The following is a 20968-nucleotide window of genomic DNA, read 5'->3' on the forward strand; positions in this document are numbered from 1 at the left end:
CGAACTATACCTCTATACATTTAAGTATCTAAATACCTTTTTCGTCACATCCGCACTTAACTCTGGGGTCATAAGATGAAGCGGGTTCGATTCCATGCTGCCATTTGCCAGAACACGACTTGTGATCTTCGGGAAATAAGTTTGCTCGGGGTCTATGGGAAGAATAAATGCGACCGGCTGACTGCTCTGCAAAGATGCAAGTACTGAATCCGTCAAGGGATTGGAGGGATCAATTGAGTGAGTCTCAATTCCGTAGGAGGCAAAAAGACCCTCCCAATTGGGCAATCCCAATCCCGTCTCCCGATCGCAACCCACGTATTCGCCGCCAAAGTAATTTGCTTGCGTCATCCGAATGGATGCATACCCCGCGTTGTCGTAGATGAAGATCTTTAATGGCAGATGACCTGCAACTACAGTTCCAATTTCTTGAATATTCTGTGCAAAGCCGCCATCGCCCTCGATGAGAACCACTCGCTTCCCCGGGTTTGCATAGGATGCGCCGATTGCACCGGATAGTCCATATCCCATGCTGGCTAGTCCCTTGCTGGTGACCACTTTCTGGCCGTATTTCTGTTGGAAGGCCTGCATCATTGTTGTAAATGCCCCGCCGCTACTACACGGAATGACCACGTCTTCGCTATCGAGAATGTCGGAAATAGCCTCAACAAAATCGTAAGGGTTGAGATATCCCTTCTTTCGCGAATTCCCCACTTCATTCGCGGGGAGGACGGCTCGCACCTGCTCGCCGAATTCCTTCCACTCGCTCCATTGAGAACCTTGCTGTTCATTGATATGAATTCTTCTCAATACTTCGTACGCATCTGCGCAGATTGCGAGATCAATATTTGGATGTCCCTTGGCAAGTTCTTGCATATCAATATCGACGTGAACAATTGTGGCCAGTGGAGCGAAGCCATGCCAATTGAAACCGGTCTGCTGAATGCCCAGTCGCGTACCAACTGCAACAATCATATCCGACTGTTGCAGCAGGATATTTGCACTTCGCTGGCCCCAGGTATTCGGACGACCCCAGTAGAGCGGATGCGATGCATCAATTCGATCCAAGCCGTTCCATGTGGTCATGATCGGCATGCCCAGGGTCTCAAGATGAGGCAGTAGTTGAGTCATCTCTTCTCGCGCAAGACCCCCGCCAATTAAAAGGACAGGTCTTGCGGATTTTGATATTGCCGCATCGATCTTTCTGATTTCTTCATCGGTTGGCACAGGTGAAGGAGTCTTCGACTTGCTCAACCCATCATTGAGGTTGAGGTCAGCGGGAGCACCCTGGGCATCTAAACAGAATTCAATGAAGATGGGTCCCGGTCTTCCCTCTTTGCTCACATTGCAGATTTCGAGGATTCGGGATTCCACCACAGGTCTTTGAATCTGGAGAGTGTCCTTTGTAACTGACTCAACGAGGGCCACACCGTTGAGTTCTTGAATTCCACGCTGGCGCAGTTGGGGAGAGGCCAAATCTGAGCTCTTTACCTGCCCACCGATCACGAGCAATTCGCGACTCTCCAACCATGCTCCAGCAATCGCGCTCACAATGTTGGTGACTCCCGGGCCGGCTGTTACTAGCGCGAATGCCTTCGAGTCTGACGAAGTTTCGTTGAAATACTCGACTGCAATACCTGCGGCTACCTCGTGTATAACGGGGATACACGTGAATCGACTTCGGGCGGAATTGAGAAGATGCATGATGTTCCCGCCAGCAACGAAAAAGCAGTGTGTGTAGCCTTGATCGCTCAGCCAGTCGCAGAATTGGTCAGAGTAGGTTTCCTTCATTGCTTTCCTGCTATCACCATGGCCACGGCCTTCGTCATCGCCTCAAGCGCGATCGCAAACTCCTGATCATTTCTTTCGACTTCAACAACCCTCAAAGTACCTTGCTGCGAGAGTATGAGGCGGAAATGCGTCGAGGAATGTTTCTTGTCGCCCAGGAATGCTTTTTTAAACTTATCTACATCGAACGATTTCGCATCCTTTTTGAGTTGGGCCAATACGGGCGCCAATATGAATAGACACTCCTGTGCGAGCTTGGCTTCCAAGGAGCCTTGATGAGAGAGGGGATGCTGAAGGGCAGCCAAAACTCCAAGGTTGATCGCGACTCCGTGAGGAATGGTGAAATCGGTCGCGGATTCGAGCGCATGCCCGAAGGTGTGTCCGAAATTCAGGAGTTTTCGTGGACCCTGATCAAATTCATCGGTCTCAACGAACCACTTCTTAGCATTGAGAACATGTGCAATCCACTCGGCTGCAAGTTCCGATTCGTAGTTTTCGACACTAGATCTGTAGGTGCAGAACTTCTCAAAAGCAGCCGGTCCTTTCGCATAGCAAATCTTCACGCCTTCTGAGAGACCTGAGGCAATCGCCACGTTATCCAGAGTGGTAATCAGCGAAGGATCGACAATGATCTCCATTGGCGGGTAGAAGTTGCCGATCAGATTCTTAGCAGAGCCCACATTGATCGAACTTTTGCCGCCGATGCATGAGTCCATCATGGACATCAGGGTTGTGGGGACATAGATCCAAGAGATCCCACGCATGTAGAGTGCCGACACAAGGGTTGCAATATCTTGTATGTAACCGCCGCCGATCGCAAGAATGACCGTATCTCGATTTGCCCCGAGTTCTTTCAATTGCGAAATGACACTTTCACACGTGGTGAGTGTTTTCTTCTCTTCACTCACTGAAAGTGCGACGACTTTCGCCCCGATTCGCTTCGCAACGTCCATTAAATTGGTGTCTGCCAGAATGATGAAATCTCGGCCTTTTAAACTTTCGATTGCTCCCGATCCGATAGTTATGGGATAAGAGCGCGTTGAACTCTGGACGGTTAGTTCAAACATTGCGGGCGATCGACCATCCACCATCGACAACTCCAGGAAGCACTGCATTTATCGAGATTCCATCTTTACCCAGATTGGTGGACATCTACCGGCCCGTTTGCGCAGGATTGGATGGACGTAACCAAGGCGGTGGGGTTTCTTTGGCCATCGCTGCGAGTTCGTTCCGCTCGCGAAGAGTGTCCATTGGTTGCCAGAAATCATGATGGTGATAAGCCATGAGTTGGTTTTTCTCTACGAGGCGCGGAAGTGCTCCTCGTTCAAATGGTTCGTCATTGTCGAAGACGTAGTCAAGGACTTCAGGTTCGAGCACGAAGAAACCACCGTTGATCCAGCCTTCGTCGGATTGGTTCTTCTCACCAAAGTGAGTAACTTGCGAGTCTTCGATGTGCAAATGTCCGAAACGAGCTGGCGGCCTGACGGCAGTGATAGTCGCCAATTTTCCGTGAGACTCATGAAAAGCTAGCAACTCCTTGATTGGCACGTTGGCAAGTCCGTCGCCGTATGTCGCGATCACTCTCTCGCCGGGGAATACTTTCATGCATTGAGCGATTCGACCACCGGTCTGTGTTTCCAGACCGGTCTCGAGTGCGGTGACACTCCACGAATAGTGATCTCCCTTTCCCAGGTGATGAACCTTCCTGCTATTCGTATCAATGCGGATGTCACCGTCTAAATCATTGAGGTCCAGTAGCCAGCGCTTTATTACATCTCCTCGGTAGCCAAGGGCTAAGACGAATTCATCTAGTCCTTGATGTGAGAAGCTATTCATAAGGTGCCAGAGGATGGGTTTGTCATCAATCAAAACCATGGGTTTTGGCTTACTGTCGGTCTCCTCCGACAGGCGCGTCCCTAACCCGCCAGCAAGGATAATGACCTTCATTGAGCGCCTCCAAGGATTTCGTGAATAGATTCAATCATGTAATCCAACATGGGAATAGTCAGTCCGGGCCAAACGCCAATCCAGAAGGTGTCATTCATGACAACATCAGTATTCTTTAGTTCCCCGTGAACTCTTCGAGGAGTTCCAATAAATGCTGGCTGACGTAGGAGATTGCCGCCAAAGAGCAGTCGGGTTCCGATCTTTCTCTCGTTCAGCGCTTGCACTATTTCATTTCGAGTTTTGGGACTTGGATGTCGCACAGTAATCACAAACCCAAACCAGGACGGATCCCCATGCTCAGTTGCTCTTGGCAAGATCAGATACTCGCCAAGATCAGCGAGCCCGTCTCTGAGGTACTTCCAATTCCTTCTCCGAAGTTCGACGAAATTCTCTAAGCGATCTAATTGCGCCAGTCCAATGGCTGCTTGTATGTCTCCGGATTTCAAGTTGTAACCAAGGTGGGAATAGATGTATTTATGGTCATAGCCCATTGGTAGCTCGCCAAGTTGCCACTCAAATCTTTTAAGGCAGGTATTTTCACATCCGGTGGCGCACCAACAATCGCGACCCCAATCGCGGAAGGATTCAACGATCACTTTGTACGCAGCCTTCTTCGTGAGAACTGCGCCGCCTTCACCGGTCGTGATGTGGTGGGCAGGATAGAAGCTAAATGTTGAGAGGTCACCGAAGCTGCCGAGGTTCTTCCCGCGATACGTGCCACCTAGTGCGTCGCAACTGTCTTCTACAAACCAGAGATTGTGCTTTTTCGCCACTCTTTCCAACATATCAAGGTTGACCGGATTGCCGAGAGTATGCGCAATCATGACTGCTTTCGTCTTTGGCCCGATTGCACTTTCGAAGGCCTCGTCATTAGCCACGTATGTCTCAAGATCAACGTCTACGTAAACAGGTGTCATCCCGTTCTGCAGAATCGGAGTTACTGTCGTGGGGAAACCAGCTGCAACTGTGAGTACCTCATCACCTGGCTTTAGTGCGCGCTCCCCATGCTTCGGACTAGTGAGACTTGTCAGCGCAATTAGGTTGGCAGATGAACCTGAATTGACCATAAAAGAGTGGCGCATCCCGACGGTCTTGGCCAGACGGCTTTCAAAGTTCTCCGAATATGGCCCAGCCGTAAGCCAAAAATCCAGACTTGCCTGGACCGCAGCCGTTAGTTCGGGCTCGCCGAAGACTTTCCCCGCCACCGGAATTGTGGTTTGCCCCGCGATAAATTCAGACGATGCATGCCGTTCTTTCATAGCCACGGCGACCAGTTGAGCGATCATTTCATCGCTACCTGAAGTCAATTTATGCCCCATTTCAAGTCAGTTCCCTAGCGGATTGTTCGTTGGTCAATAAGAGAAGACTACTGTTTGACCATGGATTTAACCTTAGGCAAGCGTCTGCGCGAATTATCGGGACCAGTTTTGGTCACGGGGCATACCGGATTTAAGGGTACTTGGCTCACTCTGCTTCTGGAGAGATTAGGTGTGCCAGTCATCGGGCTCTCACTTCCGGCCGAGCCACTATCGCTCTATGAACGGATGCAGCGAAAGGGAGCAATTCCGGAGGATTTTTTCGATATCCGCGATTTCGAGGCGGTCCAAGGATTCATGGGGACATTCAAGCCAGCGGCGATCATTCACATGGCGGCCCAACCTTTGGTTCTTGAGTCGTACAGAATTCCGCGTGAGACTTTTGAAACGAATGTGATGGGGACGGTAAACATTCTTGATGCGGCTTTCGCCACCAAATTTGTCGAGGGAATTGTTGTAGTAACGACCGACAAGGTCTACAGAAACGACAACTCCGGAGCCAAGTTTGTTGAGTCAGATGCGCTCGCGGGGAAAGATCCATACAGTGCGAGCAAGGTCGGAACTGAGTCGGCGGTAGTTGCGTGGCAACAGATTTCTAAAGTATCTGGTGGCCCTAAGGTTGTGGCAGCGCGTTCGGGCAACGTCATCGGTGGTGGCGATTGGGCGGAAGATCGAATAATTCCAGACCTCATTCGAGGTTTTTCGACCAATTCCAAAGTCATTGTGCGGAATCCGAAAAGCACGCGGCCGTGGCAGCATGTATTGGATCCACTGCTTGGTTATGTCATGGTTCTTGAAGCAGTACTCGCTGGAGAGCAGATTGTCTCAATGAATTTCGGGCCAGATTCCAAAAGTCTCTCGGTGAGTGAAGTAGTAAATATCAGCCGAATGGGTTGGCCTCACCCAACTTCTATTGAGTTTGCAACAGGAATCCAAGAAGAAGGTTTGGAAGCGATTGCACTCCAACTCGATTCGCGGAAAGCAAGGACAACTCTCAATTGGAGTTGCGCATGGGATCAGAGCGAATCTGTATCTGCGACCATCAAATGGTGGGACAAAGTCTTAAATGAATCAGTTGATCCGAGGACGGCATGCGAGGCAGATATTGATCTATTGCTTGAAAATGCTCATAGTTTGGGTATTTCTTAGCCACACGGTACTTTTTGCACGCACCATTAGCCGCCTTAGCTCAGGGGTAGAGCAACGCACTCGTAATGCGTAGGTCCGGGGTTCGAATCCCCGAGGCGGCTCCATTTATTTGTATTACTCCGGTTGATGCTTGACATAACGTATTCGGCTGATGCTTGACAGGTATTCGGCTGATGCTTGACAGGTATGTTCGCCTGATGCTTGACAATTCATTCATGTTAATTGAGCTCAGTGTGATGGAGCAGCGCCCTATGCGAGCGTTCCGTAACAATTAGTGCATCAATGATACTATCATTAGTGATACTATTCTGAACTATCGGCAACGGAAGAGGTGGTGGGTCGTGTCTGGTTTCATCGGGAGAGGCGTCCAAATCGCAGTACTAAATAAGATTCTTGAACAAATTTCAACTAATGATGACAACAAGCCTGGCCAAGCCTTACTTATGCGAGGACGCCGCCGAGTTGGCAAGTCACGCTTGGTAGAGGAATTCCTCGATCGAGCGGGGGTTCCTAACGTCTTTTTTACTGCATCCAAGCAAACGACTCAGGAGGAGTTGCAGCTTTTTGCGCAGGCTGTACTTGAATCGAGTCTCCCAGATAAAGCAGTTTTTGACGGCGTTAACTTCGAGTCTTGGGATGCGGCCCTACGTCTGCTGGCAAATGCTTTGCCGAGTGATGTACCAAGCGTCATTGTGATAGATGAATTGCCTTACCTTATGGAATCTGATCAAGCATTCGAGGGGACACTGCAAAAGATCTTTGATCGCTATCTCTCTCGTCACAAAGTTCTATTCATTGGAATAGGGTCTGATCTGGCGATGATGGAGGCTCTTAACGAGTACGGCCGGCCTTTCCATCAAAGAGCAACCGAAATGGTAATTCCTCCGTTAAGCCCCGCTGAGGTGGCCGACATGTTGGGGCTAAGCGCGGCGGATGCTTTTGATGCCTACCTCATAACGGGTGGGCTCCCGCTTATTTGTAATGAATGGCGAAAAGGTCTCTCAATCTGGAAGTACCTCGAAAGCGCGCTGAGTTCTTCAACTTCAGCTTTGATTGTCAGTGGCGAGCGTTCTATAGCTGCAGAGTTCCCACCGGATGCCCAGGCGCGAAATGTGCTGACGGCGATCGGTTCTGGGGAGCGGACATTTTCTAATATAGGAAAGGCATCGGGGGGTTTGCAACAAACCTCCATTTCGCGCTCGTTGAAAATCCTGACCGATAAAAGGATTGTCGTTGCCGAAGTCCCACTCTCCACCAGGATTTCAAAGGAAACCCGATATCGAATTGCGGATCCATATATTCGTTTTTGGTTGAGTTTCCTTGGTCCAAATCTCGCGGAGATTGAGAGAGGGCGAGGAGATCGCGTTCTTGAAAAAATCCGCACTTCATGGACATCGTGGCGCGGGCGAACTATTGAGCCAATTATTCGGGAATCTATCGAACGCATTCCAAATCCTAGACAACCAGATGTGAGTGCGGTTGTGGGTGCCTATTGGACAAGGACAAATCAACCCGAGATTGATCTTATTGTTGCTGATCGAGGTCGCGTTGCCAGTGCCATTTTAGAAGTTGGGTCAATCAAGTGGCTCGAAAAAACACCATTCGGTACGGCAGAACTTAATCAATTGATTGCGCACCGGGCAGAGCTACCTGGGGCCACGCCAGACACACCACTTGTGATCGTCTCTCGAGCAGGCTTCAATGTGACACCCACCCCTGATGTGCGAGAGCTCTCGCCAGAGGATTTGCTCAAGGCGTGGAGGTAAGTCGAATAGTTACCGGGAATTCAATGGTTCTCATTACGCGTCGACTCTGAACGCACTGTATTACTCATGACTTGGCCTACCGAAGTACCCGTTGAACGTTAACAAGACCAGAATCCACAGGCATGCTTATAAGGTAAGCCCATGAAATCACTGAAAAAGGTTCTCCTCAATGAGGGCACGTTTCTAGGTGCGCTCGTCCTCTTCTTTGTAGTACGGCTTGGATATGCCTTGAGTAGGAATCTCTTTGCCAGTGGCCCAGATGCTCCGGATTACATGAAGGCTCCCCTTGAACTTGCTAAATACGGATTTTGGTCTAGCCATATTGAAGCTGCCCCTCTATACCCTCTGGGCTATCCCACTGCGCTTTGGCCTCTGGTAGAAATCGGAGGATCGAATTGGGTGATGCTTGCCCAAATTGTGCAGATACTTTTTTCAATACTTACGGTCTACATAGTTTATAAGATCTGTCAGGTTTATTTCACAAAGGAAATTGCCTTAATTATCGGCCTTGTTTTCCTCTTTAGTCCGGCGTTTACACCTATGAGTGGTGAAGCAATGTATGAGCCACTTTTAATGTTTGTTTTCTATCTGTATTTGTATCTAATGTTAAAGGCGCAGAAAGATTCCCAAAGTTACTTCCAATTTGCTTACGCTGGATTGTTGGCTGGATTCGTCGCTGTTATTCATCCCCGGGCAATTCCATGGATTCTTGTGGTGCAGGTACTTCTATTTGGGAAAATAGGATTGAAAAGGAGTATCGTCTTTTTTGGTCCATTCCTGGCTCCCGTGATGCTATTCCTGATCCGGAGTAAAGTGGCACACGACGTTTGGACGTTGAGTAATGCGGGGAACATTTGGGTAAAAGACGTTCGTCATGAGAGTTTTGGAGAGATATTGAGGAATGGTTTCTTCAATGCCATGTATTTCTGGTCTCCCTATTCTGGGGATGCAAAAAGAGGGACATGGATGCACAACTTCACCTTTTATCATGAGATAAAGAAGTTCACACATTCCTCAACCTTCGTGATTGCCATTGCAACTGTTTTCGCACTTATCTCAATTCTCGTGTGGCTCCTTGGATCATTCCTGCTTATTAGATCAAGTAATTTGATTGGAAGCATTGTGCTTTTGGTTCCGTTATTAGCTTGGGTAACAGATATTTTGACTGTAGGGGATGATCGTCATCGACTTGTTGTTATGCCACTACTACTTATGGGACAGGTTTACGCTTTCGTGTGGCTTCAGAAGAGAGTGTTTAGTCGTGGCTCACATTGATGGAATGCGTATCGGCGCGAATGTGAAACATTTCCTGTTACTCGGGAATACCAGAAGGGGAGCGCAATTAGAGCAAATGCGCATGCTATGGGCATAATGCGACTTCTTTATCCGATAATCGCAAGACTATATTTTCGGGCAAACTTTCCCGGCTCAACGCGCATGCTTAGCTATCTTTTTAGAATTATTCCTTTGAAGTGTGGATCAATACGTCATCCATTGGGATTCCTTTGGGAGATTGATTCACGCGAGTCGCTCTGGACATACCTCACTAGTTGCGAAAAATATACAACACGATTAATTCAGATGAATTCATTACACCTGGACACATTTGTATGCATCGGAGCTAATCGAGGATGGTATCCGCTACTTGTAGGCCAAGGAAACAAGAGGGCACGCATAGTGGCATTCGAACCCAACACTATGACTTTTGGGATTTTGAAAGGAAATGTGTTGGCAAACCAGAACCAATGTGAACTGCATCGAGAGGCGATAGGAGAGACAGAGGGCAACGCTGATCTCTTTAGTTATCCCGCCTCGAATGACGGAATGTGTACTCTGTATCCGACGACTCAAATCGGCGAAGATCCCACTGTTCTCGAAGAAGTCTCTGTAGAGAGTCTGGATCACTTTTTGGAAGGAAGACCCGAGGAATTGGGAACGGCATTAATCCTCATAGATGTTGAGGGTGGTGAGGCGGGAGTACTTTCCGGTGCCATAGAGACCCTCACCCAACACAGGCCCACTGTAATTTGTGAGGTGAATCCAATTTTACTTGGTGCTTCTGGATCGAGTTACAGGGAACTTTTTCAGTTTATGGAACGACTCAATTACATTGCGTATTGGATTGACGAGCGTCAGAGCCTGAGGAAATTGGAAATTTTGGATAAGTTACCCCATTTAGACGTTTTACCGGCGGGTTCCGGGGCTAACTATCTATTTATTCAACCCGATGAAGTGGGAAAGATGGGAGTTATTTGGCAGAATAAAGGTCAGAGTCTTAACTAATTGGAATACTCCTAATTAATTTCGACGTGATCATTTCGAAGTATTGCGTTGAGATTGGGGTTGTAGTTGAAAAAAGTCGTTAGAAGACTCTTTCCGCACCTTGTCTCGCGTTATCGGCAGCTTCGGTATCGACTGGAGAATAGGCCGAAGGTTACATACTCCTTCAGCGGTGAAGATACCTTGATCGCCTATATCGTTTCGAATTCGAAGAAGAGTATTCGATTCGTAGATGTTGGGTGCGTCCATCCGATTTTTGATAATAATACCTTTCTCTTGTATAGAAAAGGTCACTTCGGGGTCAATGTTGATGCGCGAACTGAAGTTAAGAGACTCTATTCACTATTTCGCCCGCGAGATAGATTTGTTAACTCCATAGTGTCAGATTCAACTGAAAGTGAGTATGCGGATTTTTACGTGAATGCGGACGATCCCCATGTAAGTTCAATATCGGCCGATTGGGCTGTCGGAAATTTGCAGTCGAGGCAAAATTTGGAGTCGAGGCACCTACCAGTCGCCACACTTGCTGACATATTCCGTTCCAATTGGACTTTTCTAGGCTTGGATACTGATGAAAAACGAAATAGCGTGATCCTAGTTTTGAGTATTGATGTGGAGGGTCAGGATCTTTCTGTCCTCACGTCAAATGATTGGACAGCTTTTATACCAGATATCGTCTGTATCGAAACTTTTGGAACCGGAAACATTGAGGATTTGATGCAAGGTGACATTTACCAATTCCTCTCATCGCGTGGCTATCAGTTAGCTGCATTGACGCCTTTAACATCCATTTTTGCCTTGGGTGCCTTGGTCCAACCCACGGAAAGCAAATAGGGATGCTTTTCAATACCCTCGCCTTCCTTCTCTTCTTCGCCGTAGTACTTCTTCTCTACTGGCAACTTCCAGTGAGGATGAGGACACCCGGTCTTCTCGTGGCCTCCTATTTCTTCTATGCCTACTGGGACTGGCGATTTCTGGCTTTAATAATTTTGGTTACTTTTGCAAATTTTCACCTAACTCGTCTAATGGGGGAAGAGTCTGGGAGAAAAAGGAAACAGATACTTATTGCAGTGGTCTCCCTCAATTTAGTTGTGCTAGGCACCTTTAAGTATTTGAATTTCTTTGCTAATTCTTTTGATTCGCTTGTTCGTGCTTTTGGATTTACGCCGAGTTTCACTACTATTCATATAATTCTTCCTTTGGGAATATCCTTTTTCACATTTAAAGCCATTTCGTATGCAGTTGACGTGTATAGACGAGAATTGGAACCAACCACATCCCTTGTCGAGTTTGGAATATTTCTTTCATACTTCCCCTACATGATCGCCGGCCCAATCATGTCCGCGAAAGTAATGTTGCCTCAACTTCGAGTACGAGCAACGCGACTAACCTCAAGCACCATCAATTCTGCTCTTTTACTGATCGCGCTGGGATTCTTTAGGAAAACAGTGATTGGCGATTATGCTGCGCCACTTGTAAATAGGATTTATGAGAATAACACACTCTTTGATTGGAAGACGCTGTTAATTGGTATTTTCGCTTTCTCCCTTCAAATTTATGGAGACTTTGCAGGCTACAGTGACATGGCGCGTGGAATCTCGAGACTTTTAGGAATAGAACTCATTCGCAACTTCCAAGAACCTTATCTTTCAAAGAACATAACCGAATTTTGGCGACAATGGCATATCTCTTTATCCAGCTGGTTTAGGAAATATCTCTATATTCCCCTTGGTGGCAATAGAGTGAAGTTTCAAAGAAGCCTCTTGAATCTACTAATAGTAATGACTGTGGCTGGTCTATGGCATGGCGCAGCGGTCACATTTCTTATCTGGGGCTTAATTCATGGATTACTGCTCGTACTCCACAAGTTAATGGTTCATTTCAATCCGTTGAGAACACCCGCAAGGCTTCTCTCGCTTACAAGGCCCGTAAAAGCTGGAGTAACTTTCATTATTGTCTCGCTAATTTGGGTCTTTTTCCGCGCGGATTCGTTTCATACGGCCACTGAGATGATCACGAGAATCGCAGGGAAGGCCGGTGGAACCTTCGACCGAATTGATTTTCTTCAACTCTTGATACTGATCATGATTTCATTCAGCCTAGATTTTATTGTTAGACATTACCGATCAGCCCGCTATGTGTTAAACACTTATTCAAGTGGGCTCGTAATTGGAGCATTGTTCGCCATTGCTTTGAGTTTCCGAGCTAGCGAAATCGTCCCCTTCGTCTACTTTCAATTCTGAGGACATATGAAAATATTGAAACTCATCTCAGGGATGGTCTCGGCGGTACTGCTGCTTGAGATACTCATGCGTCTTGCAAGTCCAATAATCGGCCCGCCGCAGACTGTTTGGCAGATTCAACAACAGGCCAAGTTAATTAAGATTCAAGAAAGACCTAGTGCGCTCGGACCTATAGACATGGTAATCATGGGCGATTCCACCGGAAAGGAAGGAGTGGACCCAGACGTCCTTGATGCTGCGGTGGGTGGAGGATTTCATAGTTTCAATGCGTCACTCAATAGTTCAACGACTTATACGATTATGAAGCAGTTCAAAGATATCTTGCGTTACTCCAAACCCAAGTACTTGTTAATAATGATGGCTCCAAACATCTCCCGCGAGTCCGACGTGGATGTTTCGGCAGAAACCTACGATGTAGCGGCAAGTGCACACCAGGGGACTGGGGTAAAGAGTTTTCTCAATCGAAATTTCTATCTCTATCGGTATCGGAATAATGTTCGAGATCCTTTCATCTTGAATACCCTTTACCGTTCCATTCGATTCCGGAGCCTAAGAGAAGGCGTTGTCTATCGAAATGTGGATACCATGAAATTTAATGGGGATTCGAGTTTTGCGCGCACCCTAAATTCATACGCCACGGGTCGGTGGCAGTTGCCAGCAACTGAATCTCTGGAGATTCCTTCTCAGTTTCCGAGCGCCACGCTGAGGCATTTGAGAATCATGAAAGCAGAGTGTCAAAAAATTGGGGCAAAACTTATTCTGGCGACGGTCCCAACGAACAGTTACGATCCAACTTATCGAGCCCTTATACCAGCGATGGCGAAAGACCTTGGAGTTGGATTTATACAGGGCAACGATGCTACGACTAATCTCGCACATTTTAGTGATGGTGTGCATTTAAATGAGGTTGGTGCGAAGAAGTTGAGTAGATTTGTAGGAGACAAAATTCGAAATATTATCTAGTTGGTAGCGCCAGTATTTCTAGAATATCGCGGATGAGTTAGCTCCTTAATTTTCTAATGATTTTTGGACTATAAAACAGTTTTGTGCGAGGACGTTAATACCGCCGCTCGTTTGATCAATTGGCCGGAGTCTTAATTTCAAGGTAACTCGTGAGAATAACGGGAGTCTCATAAGTACTCGGAAGATTCGAAATCTAAGGACTCCAAGCTTGCCAAACGTTCTCCTTCTCAAATCGTAGTTATCAGACTGGAGAGCGGAATAGACGAGTTTCCCATTTAACTTATTCGCTAGGTCTAGGCAGTTGTATGACACGGGCGACCAAGAATGTGACTTTGAAAGAGTGAAAGTGGCCTTGTGGTCTGAGTTGAATATTGACGGGAAATGACCCTGTTCGTAAAGATCTTCATCAGGAACGATCGTAATTAGGAAGCCCCCAGGTTTTACAAGAGAAAACCAAGATTTGATGGCATCCCCCGGATTCACCATATGTTCCAGGCAATGTGAGGAGAAAACGGTGTCAAAACTCCCCGAAGGAAAGTACTGGTCCAACACTTGTGCGTCACCCTGCTCTTTATCGAAAATTACTGCATCTTTCGTGATTGGATCAATACCAGCTCCGATATCTAGGATCTTTCCTTGAAGGAAAGGCATCAACAAAGTGGAGTAGAGGGATAATGTTTTTGACGCTTCATCCACGACGAGTCCTCCAAGAATACGCAAAGCACCAATTTCGAGAAACGGTATCATTCCTTGAAGGAAAAGTCCTTTGGAATTGCCGCATTCTATTTTGGTCGAATCCAAATGGTTTTCGTAAGGGATTTGAGTGAGTCGTTAGCGGGAGGTTTGTCGTTGATAAAGGTGAGAACGTGGCTGAAGCGATTGCTTCTGGCTTCTGTCCCGCATCTTGGCAGAGGCATAGTCTCTGAAGGTTCCGATCCGCGCATTGTCGTTCTCGCCAATTGGGAAAATCTGGGTGACTTTGTTCTGTTTTCTTCAGTTATCCGCGAGACAAGGAAAAATTTCCCAAATTCCAAATTGTTTGTTGTTGCTCAGAAAGAGAACTCTGGGCTTGTCGAATTCTGTCCCTATGTGGATCGGTGGATCTGGATAAGGGGGCACCAACCGCCGAAATCCGGGGAAGGTCATGGGAAAGCAACGAGCTATGGCAGAAAAATGTTTAGTACATACATCGCGTTGCTCCGCCACGGGAAAGGACAAATAGACTTGTTGATCGGCCCGGATTGGTTACTCGTCGAAGATGCTAGTCATTTCACCGAGAACTTCATATTCAAGCACGTAAATGAAGGACGGAATTCGCTCGCTGAGACTGCGCGGCGGAACCCTGAAATGTTTGTTGATCATTCGCATCAAGTAGAGCGGATGCTCTCGATTCTGAAGATGTTTGGCTTAAAGGTGTCAAGTAACGAAATTGAAAATTGGACGATACCCGAGAATCGGATAAACCAGGTCATTCGAGAAGATCGGGGAGTAGCCAAGCGAGTTCTAGTAAGTCTTGGTGCTGGTCAGGCTAGAAGAAACTGGCCAATTGAGAAAGTGTCGGCTCTTGTCGGACTCATGATCTCCGAATATCCCGAGATAGAACTAACCATTCTTGGTCCCCCATCATTTGATTCACAGGAACTTGCTGATGTGTTTGTTGCTTCAAAAAACTTGACGAATTTAATCGGCAAGACGAGTTTGGGTGAGATTACTGAGTTGATGTTGGGCGCTGATTTGTTGATCAGTAATGACTCAGGCCTAGTACACATAGCTGCCACGCTTAAATTACCTTGCGTTGTTGTAAGTGCACATCCGCTCGACGGGAATCCTTGGCACTTGCACTCCCCAAATCGCTATCATCCTTGGCAAACGAGATACATTGAATTACAACCTCAATTTTTGCTCTCACCTTGCGTGGGATCATGCCAGGCAGATTCCCCCCATTGCATCACCGCTATCGAGCCGAATGAGGTTTTTGAAGCGTGCAGAACGCTTTTAATCCAAAGTTAAGGGGAGATAGGGCATAATGCCCTTGTGATTGAACAATCAATTAGAGCGCGATATCGTGAATTTCTCTCTATAAGCGATTTTCAAATCGGCCTGATACGTTCACTCGCTGAGGAAATCTCGCAAGCCTTCATTTTGGGACATCGCGTCTATGCCTTTGGGAATGGGGGAAGTGCCTCTCAGGCTCAACATTTCACGACAGAGTTGATTGGTCGTTTTAAAGGTAATCGAAGATCGCTTCCGGCGATTTCACTCTGTACCGACACAAGTGCGATGACAGCGATATCGAATGATTTCGGATTCGATCATGTTTTTTCGCGCCAGGTTGAATCTTTAGTTGAAGCTGGCGATGTTGTTATTGGCTTTACTACTTCTGGAACCTCACCGAATGTACTAGCGGGATTGGCAGAGGCGAAGAAGCACGGGGGCATTACGGTGCTTATTTCTGGCGACAAAGGCCAAATCGCTCCAGGCGCCAGCGATATTGTTATTGAAGTTGGTGGCCAGGAAACCGCAATCATTCAAGAGGCCCACCTCATATTGATCCATATTGTCTGTGAGCTGATTGAATCAAAAATGGGGTTATCTGAAAACGAGTTGGAAAGAGTCGTGCCTAGATTTGTTCATGAGAGTCATCTCTCTGAAATTCAACTTCCACCCCATGAGGCAATAGTTTGGGTGAACGGTTGTTTCGATCTCCTTCACGAAGGCCACCTTCGGTTACTTAACCAAGCTTCGAAAATGGGAAAGTATTTAGTGGTAGGAATAAATTCGGACGAATCAGTCAGACGCATAAAGGGGGCCTCTAGGCCCTACGTGTCAGAAGAAAACCGAGCACGGACGCTTTTGCAATTCCCATTCGTGGATTTGGTCGTTATCTTCGCGGAGGATGATCCGCTAACAGTTTTAAAACATCTGCGTCCTGGAAAAGTTATAAAAGGCCCTGAGTATCGGGAAAGAGATTATCCGGAAAAGTCTTTTTTGACCGAAATAGGATGCACGGTTTCCTACACTGATGAAGTACAGGGTGTGAGCACGACGCGCATAGTGGACAGGATTATGACGAACGGTAATTCATGAGCGTAAGTATTTTTCTTGATCGCGACGGAACTCTCATCGAAGATGCTGGTTATATATCTTCCCCCGAGGATGTTCGAGTTCTCCCGGGAGTTGTCCAAGGTCTGCAACTTTTCAGGAAGAACAATTATCAGTTACACCTAGTGAGCAACCAGTCAGGCTTGGCACGAGGGAAGTTTTCGCGAGCGGATTTTGAGCAAGTTGAACAACGCGTTAACGCCATTTTCCTCGAGAATGGTATTGAATTCGATACGGTTCACTACTGTTTTCACGGTCCAGAAGAGAATTGTGCTTGCAGAAAACCCAAACCGGGCTTACTTGAACAAGTGGCCGAGACTGTAGTGATTGACAGGAGTCTCTCGGCAATGATCGGCAACTCTGAATCGGATAAGGGAGCTGCCGCAGCATTTGGCATTCCTTATTGGGATGTAAATATTGAGACAGTTCTTCCAGGGAGTGAGGGGCCATTTGAATTTCAAGCGATCCAGATCGTTGCCTATTTCGATGGGGTGTTAAATGAATTGGAATAACGCACGAGTTTTAGTTGTCGGCGACGTGATGTTGGACCGGTGGATTTACATGAAGAAGACAAGGATTTCTCCGGAAGCTCCAATTCCAATAGTTGAAGAGCAGGAATATTTCGCAGAATTAGGTGGGGCGGGAAACGCTCTCAGACATTTGAATAACTTGTCTAAAGCGGACCATTTCTTGATCGGAGTACGTGGTCTTGACTCGGTCGGAGATGAGATGAGTTCATTGAAGGGTTTGGATGCTGGGCAGATGGATTTAATGATTGATTCTTCCCGTCGGACGACAGTCAAAGAACGAGTTTATATTGATGGCGTACCCATTTTTCGAAAGGACTCGGAGGATGTGAATTCTTTGAATCACGAGATGGAAGCCGAGATCATTAAGGAGGTGAGTGGCCGGATTGATAATTGTGACGTATTGCTGCTATCCGACTACGCCAAGGGACTATTAACCGAAACGCTTATTACGAGCCTTTTGTCGTTGGCAAAAGTCAGAAAGAAGCCGGTAGTTTCGGATCCAGGGTTGGGGAGGGTGGCGTTCTTCGCAGGATGCGACGTAATAAAGCCGAACGCAAAAGAGTGGCAAGAGTTTGTTCATACCCACCGGGACGAAGCAGAGGCATTGGCTTGGCTCTTCTCTCAGGGGACTGAATTTGTAATTGTTACCCAGGGAAAGAATGGAATTACTTGCTTTTCAGCGGGACAGAGCGTTGTGGCGACACCGACTGATGAAATTCATGCAGTGGATGTTACCGGTGCAGGAGATTCGGTTGCCGCGATAGTTTCCTTGATTGTGGGCTCTGGAAAAGAACTTGTCGATTATTTGGACACGCTGAATCAGGTGGGAGGTTTGACTGTTGCGCAAAGCAGAACGTCATTACCGAAGATCTAGACTTATTTCACGAATATCTTCTATCTAATCCTTCTATTTCCATGATGGACAGGCGGGCGGGTGCCAATGGCAAATGACGTGATGCACTGCTACTTCTGTGGTTCTCAGAGAGTCAAGTTAAGCCTGAGCCAGAGGACCATACTTTTTAGAGATAAAGAATACCGCTTCATATTCTGTCAAGGGTGCCGTGGTTTCTCGCTTTTTCCTACACTTACCGATGCACAATTGTTCGAACTTTACTCTTCCGATTACGTCGATCAAGGTGAAAACGAGCAACTTCCTTCGGAGGAGTCACCTCCCACAAAGTTTTCAGATCTTGAGGCTTATCTGAAAGAGCGCACTAGGGGGCTTGGCGAGTCATTTCTTGACTATGGGTGTGGTGCAGATCCGATCTCCTTTAAATTTGCTCAAGAAAATGGTCTCACTCCTTCAGGCATGGAACTAAGCGCCGATGTGCGGGAATTGGCCGAACTAAATACTGGTGTCAAATTGCTTTCACGAGAAGAAATTCAAGCTGGAAACCGGAGTTTTGATATTGTATTTCTCGGAGATGTTCTTGAGCATCTCGTAGATCCGATTGTAGAACTGAAATTCTTGCGAATGAAAATGTCCCCGAAGGGGATACTTCTTGCTCAAGGCCCTCTTCAAGGTGCCATGACACTTACGCATCTAATTGTGCGTTTTTTCGCTTGGACGACAAGAGGAAAACTAACCTCATATCCTCCCTATCACGTTTCTTTGGCCTCATCTATTTCAATGAAAAAATTGTTGGAAACGAGTGGCTTTCAATTAACCTACATGAAGACATTTGAGGTCGATTGGCCAGCGCCGACCTTTCAAGACTTAAAACGCAGTTTTACGCTTCGAAACTTGATACTTTATACCTCGAAGCAGATCGACTTAGTGCTGGCTCGAATGTTGCCGAATTACGGCACTCGTTACTTTCTATCCGCTACTTTGGAGAATCAATTGTGAGACTGCGAGCGTGAAACAAAACCATCTGATTCACATTGTCGAATCCTCCGGAAGACATATGTGGCTGGAGAGATTGATAGAACACCTGGACTCAAATGGCTTTTCGCAATCGGTGATTACTTTGGAGAGCCGAGGGGAGATAAACGAATATTTGGAAAGAAGTTCGGTGAACGTATTTTCTCCGAAGAGTAGTAGTCGACTAGTTGCCGTCTTGGAGTCCGCGTACTTGATACGGCGCGCGCGGATAAAGGGAGCCAGGAATTTCCTTCTGCTTCACGGACACATGGCATCGATTGCCGGCATGATCGGTGGGAGAGTTACAAAAACAAATTTTGGAGTGATTCATCATATGCAACCTAAATATTTTGAATTTATGAGATCTCGAAAGCCGTTTAGGGGTTTCATTCACCAAAGAATCTACCGTTGCTACGTTAGGCGTGCTCAGATGGTCCAATCTTTATCGAGGGAGGTGACCGATTCAATTATCGCTTCAGGCTGTGACCCAAGACGTATTTTGTCTGTGGGTCATGGCGTGGATTTCACTTCGTTCTACAAGTCCATGGGAGACTCGAGCGGTGACTTGATACTCAAATCGGGTTACCCGCGCGTCCTCGCCGTGGGTCGTCTCGCGTGGGAGAAGAACTATCCCTTAGCTCTTGAATCTTTCGCTCAGCTTTTGCGTTCGTACCCCAACGCGCAACTCCTTATAGCTGGGACCGGCCCTTTAGAAAATGACATTAAATCAATGATTGTGAAATTGGGATTGGGTGACAGCGTATCCTTGCTGGGGAGAGTTAAAAACGTGCCAAGACTAATGGCAGAATGCGACCTATTTCTCCACTTGGCAGTGACGGAGTCCTATGGCCAAGTCTATATCGAAGCTTGTTTGGCGAATTTGCCGATATTCACGCTTCCCGCAGGAGTTGCAATGGATCTGGCTGCGGAAGGAAACCCTCTCGTCCACATATTGGCAGGCACATCGCCTGAGGTAATCAGTGAACAGATTGTGGAGTTTTTGAGAGTTGCAAATGATGCGTCACGAGACATAGCACCGCCAAAGATTGACTATGGAAAGCACGATCAACGAATTGTTTTCCAGGAAATGGTGGATTTTTTGACTCGCCTGCTTCCGGAGTTGGATTGAGATAGCAATAAGGGGAGTTAGACTCGAGAAATGGATACGCTAGTTTCAATTGTAATACCAAATTACAACGGCGCGCTCTTCCTGGAAGATGCGGTTTCGAGCGCGCTTGAGCAGGATTATCCCAATAAAGAGATCATTGTAGTTGACGATGGCTCGAGTGATAATTCTGTTGAACTCCTCAAGGCATTTAGCCAAGAGATTGTATTGATAGAGACAAAAAATCGGGGAGCTTCAGCGGCCAGAAACGCAGGCATTCTGGCTGCAAGGGGCGAATATGTAGCGTTTTTGGATAGTGATGATATTTGGCAAAAAAACAAACTGAGCATTCAAATGGAAATTATGGTGGCAAGGAATTTAGATCTCGTTTATTGCCACGGACAAGATTTTGGAGGTAAGGAAAGCCAAAATCAATATCACGAGGCAATATTTGAGGGTGACTGCTATCAATATTTTAAAGAATTTCCAGGCCGCGCGATTATTGTTATGGGGTGTAGCGGAGCGATAATTCGAAAATCTCGCCTTGAAAGATCTGGTTGTTTTGATGAAGCTTTCAGGGGACCCGCAGAGGACTGGGACTTCTTTCGAAGATATTGCAGGGACGCAAAAGTTGGTTTCTGTGATCAGGTTCTCGTTCGTCGTAGGATTCATTTGAATAATCTAAGTAATCGTTCTCTAACAGAATATTATCTGGGCAATAGAAGAGCACTTTTGAAAATGTTTACCGAGGATCCCCAAATCGGTTTTCTTGAAAGAAGACTCATCTGGGTGAAGTTCCATTTTAGTTCTGCAAAATCCTTTGCAAAGGGTCGTCTGTATCTCGATGCAGTTCGCTCAATCCTTCGAATGTGTCTTCCAGTCACAGACTGAAGCAAAGTGATATTGAGAGGAATGACT

Annotated in this window: 19 protein-coding genes and 1 tRNA gene; 15 read left to right on the plus strand and 5 right to left on the minus strand. The window is 46.9% G+C overall.

Annotation, left to right across the window (positions count from 1 at the left end):
• Positions 1–12: 12 nt before the first annotated feature.
• The 4 genes from VMW30_09170 to rfbH form a co-directional block, all read right to left on the minus strand.
• Positions 13–1788: a thiamine pyrophosphate-binding protein gene (locus tag VMW30_09170; GenBank protein ID HUW88522.1), complete on the minus strand. Its 1776-nt coding sequence runs from the start codon at positions 1786–1788 to the stop codon at positions 13–15.
• Entirely contained in the window at positions 1785–2852 is a 1068-nt protein-coding gene (locus tag VMW30_09175) for a 3-dehydroquinate synthase family protein (GenBank protein ID HUW88523.1), read from the minus strand. The genes VMW30_09170 and VMW30_09175 overlap by 4 nt, the downstream gene beginning before the upstream one ends.
• Positions 2853–2937: 85 nt before the next feature.
• On the minus strand, positions 2938–3732 hold the full coding sequence (locus tag VMW30_09180; GenBank protein ID HUW88524.1) for a sugar phosphate nucleotidyltransferase: 795 nt from the start codon (positions 3730–3732) through the stop codon (positions 2938–2940).
• On the minus strand, positions 3729–5039 hold the full coding sequence (gene rfbH / locus VMW30_09185; GenBank protein HUW88525.1) for a lipopolysaccharide biosynthesis protein RfbH: 1311 nt from the start codon (positions 5037–5039) through the stop codon (positions 3729–3731). Before rfbH ends, VMW30_09180 begins: the two co-directional genes overlap by 4 nt.
• A gap of 72 nt (positions 5040–5111) precedes the next feature.
• Here rfbH and rfbG point away from each other — a divergent pair, with 72 nt between their 5' ends.
• The 8 genes from rfbG to VMW30_09225 all read left to right on the plus strand — a co-directional run bounded on the left by rfbG (position 5112) and on the right by VMW30_09225 (position 13449).
• Entirely contained in the window at positions 5112–6197 is a 1086-nt protein-coding gene (gene rfbG, locus VMW30_09190; protein ID HUW88526.1) for a CDP-glucose 4,6-dehydratase, read from the plus strand.
• A 29-nt stretch (positions 6198–6226) separates the two neighbouring features.
• Positions 6227–6301: transfer RNA gene (locus tag VMW30_09195), tRNA-Thr, on the plus strand.
• Between the two features lie 237 nt (positions 6302–6538).
• Entirely contained in the window at positions 6539–7963 is a 1425-nt protein-coding gene (locus tag VMW30_09200; GenBank protein HUW88527.1) for a DUF234 domain-containing protein, read from the plus strand.
• A gap of 141 nt (positions 7964–8104) precedes the next feature.
• Positions 8105–9238, plus strand: a complete 1134-nt coding sequence (locus VMW30_09205; GenBank protein HUW88528.1) for a glycosyltransferase family 39 protein — start codon at positions 8105–8107, stop codon at positions 9236–9238.
• A gap of 306 nt (positions 9239–9544) precedes the next feature.
• Positions 9545–10246: an FkbM family methyltransferase gene (locus tag VMW30_09210; GenBank protein HUW88529.1), complete on the plus strand. Its 702-nt coding sequence runs from the start codon at positions 9545–9547 to the stop codon at positions 10244–10246.
• 375 nt (positions 10247–10621) lie between these two features.
• Positions 10622–11077 (plus strand): FkbM family methyltransferase, encoded by a 456-nt coding sequence (locus VMW30_09215; GenBank protein HUW88530.1) that lies wholly within the window; start codon positions 10622–10624, stop codon positions 11075–11077.
• A gap of 2 nt (positions 11078–11079) precedes the next feature.
• The gene (locus VMW30_09220; protein ID HUW88531.1) at positions 11080–12486 is read left to right on the plus strand and encodes an MBOAT family O-acyltransferase; all 1407 of its coding nucleotides are present in this window, start codon (positions 11080–11082) and stop codon (positions 12484–12486) included.
• 6 nt (positions 12487–12492) lie between these two features.
• Positions 12493–13449: a hypothetical protein gene (locus VMW30_09225; GenBank protein ID HUW88532.1), complete on the plus strand. Its 957-nt coding sequence runs from the start codon at positions 12493–12495 to the stop codon at positions 13447–13449.
• 45 nt (positions 13450–13494) lie between these two features.
• On the opposite strand, the gene VMW30_09230 is transcribed toward VMW30_09225, so the two are convergent.
• Positions 13495–14196, minus strand: a complete 702-nt coding sequence (locus VMW30_09230; protein ID HUW88533.1) for a class I SAM-dependent methyltransferase — start codon at positions 14194–14196, stop codon at positions 13495–13497.
• A gap of 72 nt (positions 14197–14268) precedes the next feature.
• Between VMW30_09230 and VMW30_09235 the strand changes: the two genes are divergently transcribed.
• The 7 genes from VMW30_09235 to VMW30_09265 all read left to right on the plus strand — a co-directional run bounded on the left by VMW30_09235 (position 14269) and on the right by VMW30_09265 (position 20941).
• Positions 14269–15459, plus strand: a complete 1191-nt coding sequence (locus VMW30_09235; GenBank protein ID HUW88534.1) for a glycosyltransferase family 9 protein — start codon at positions 14269–14271, stop codon at positions 15457–15459.
• A gap of 24 nt (positions 15460–15483) precedes the next feature.
• Positions 15484–16536 (plus strand): SIS domain-containing protein, encoded by a 1053-nt coding sequence (locus VMW30_09240; protein HUW88535.1) that lies wholly within the window; start codon positions 15484–15486, stop codon positions 16534–16536.
• Positions 16533–17063: an HAD family hydrolase gene (locus VMW30_09245; protein HUW88536.1), complete on the plus strand. Its 531-nt coding sequence runs from the start codon at positions 16533–16535 to the stop codon at positions 17061–17063. The genes VMW30_09240 and VMW30_09245 overlap by 4 nt, the downstream gene beginning before the upstream one ends.
• Complete coding sequence (locus VMW30_09250) at positions 17050–17955, plus strand: PfkB family carbohydrate kinase (GenBank protein HUW88537.1); 906 nt, start codon at positions 17050–17052, stop codon at positions 17953–17955. Before VMW30_09245 ends, VMW30_09250 begins: the two co-directional genes overlap by 14 nt.
• Positions 17956–18180: 225 nt before the next feature.
• Positions 18181–18930, plus strand: a complete 750-nt coding sequence (locus tag VMW30_09255) for a class I SAM-dependent methyltransferase (GenBank protein ID HUW88538.1) — start codon at positions 18181–18183, stop codon at positions 18928–18930.
• A gap of 10 nt (positions 18931–18940) precedes the next feature.
• Positions 18941–20074 (plus strand): glycosyltransferase, encoded by a 1134-nt coding sequence (locus VMW30_09260; protein ID HUW88539.1) that lies wholly within the window; start codon positions 18941–18943, stop codon positions 20072–20074.
• A gap of 30 nt (positions 20075–20104) precedes the next feature.
• Entirely contained in the window at positions 20105–20941 is an 837-nt protein-coding gene (locus tag VMW30_09265; protein ID HUW88540.1) for a glycosyltransferase family A protein, read from the plus strand.
• The last annotated feature ends 27 nt before the right edge of the window (positions 20942–20968 follow it).

The organism is Candidatus Paceibacterota bacterium (assembly GCA_035530615.1).
Classification (GTDB): domain Bacteria; phylum Actinomycetota; class Actinomycetes; order Nanopelagicales; family Nanopelagicaceae; genus QYPT01.

Bases quoted from the DNA above. Each gene is read 5' to 3' on its own strand.
- VMW30_09170 (HUW88522.1), bottom strand. From the start codon at position 1,788: ATGAAGGAAACCTACTCTGACCAATTCTGCGACTGGCTGAGCGATCAA.
- VMW30_09175 (HUW88523.1), bottom strand. From the start codon at position 2,852: ATGTTTGAACTAACCGTCCAGAGTTCAACGCGCTCTTATCCCATAACT.
- VMW30_09180 (HUW88524.1), bottom strand. From the start codon at position 3,732: ATGAAGGTCATTATCCTTGCTGGCGGGTTAGGGACGCGCCTGTCGGAG.
- rfbG (HUW88526.1), top strand. From the start codon at position 5,112: ATGGATTTAACCTTAGGCAAGCGTCTGCGCGAATTATCGGGACCAGTT.
- VMW30_09205 (HUW88528.1), top strand. From the start codon at position 8,105: ATGAAATCACTGAAAAAGGTTCTCCTCAATGAGGGCACGTTTCTAGGT.
- VMW30_09210 (HUW88529.1), top strand. From the start codon at position 9,545: ATGAATTCATTACACCTGGACACATTTGTATGCATCGGAGCTAATCGA.
- VMW30_09220 (HUW88531.1), top strand. From the start codon at position 11,080: ATGCTTTTCAATACCCTCGCCTTCCTTCTCTTCTTCGCCGTAGTACTT.
- VMW30_09225 (HUW88532.1), top strand. From the start codon at position 12,493: ATGAAAATATTGAAACTCATCTCAGGGATGGTCTCGGCGGTACTGCTG.
- VMW30_09230 (HUW88533.1), bottom strand. From the start codon at position 14,196: ATGATACCGTTTCTCGAAATTGGTGCTTTGCGTATTCTTGGAGGACTC.
- VMW30_09245 (HUW88536.1), top strand. From the start codon at position 16,533: ATGAGCGTAAGTATTTTTCTTGATCGCGACGGAACTCTCATCGAAGAT.
- VMW30_09250 (HUW88537.1), top strand. From the start codon at position 17,050: ATGAATTGGAATAACGCACGAGTTTTAGTTGTCGGCGACGTGATGTTG.
- VMW30_09265 (HUW88540.1), top strand. From the start codon at position 20,105: ATGGATACGCTAGTTTCAATTGTAATACCAAATTACAACGGCGCGCTC.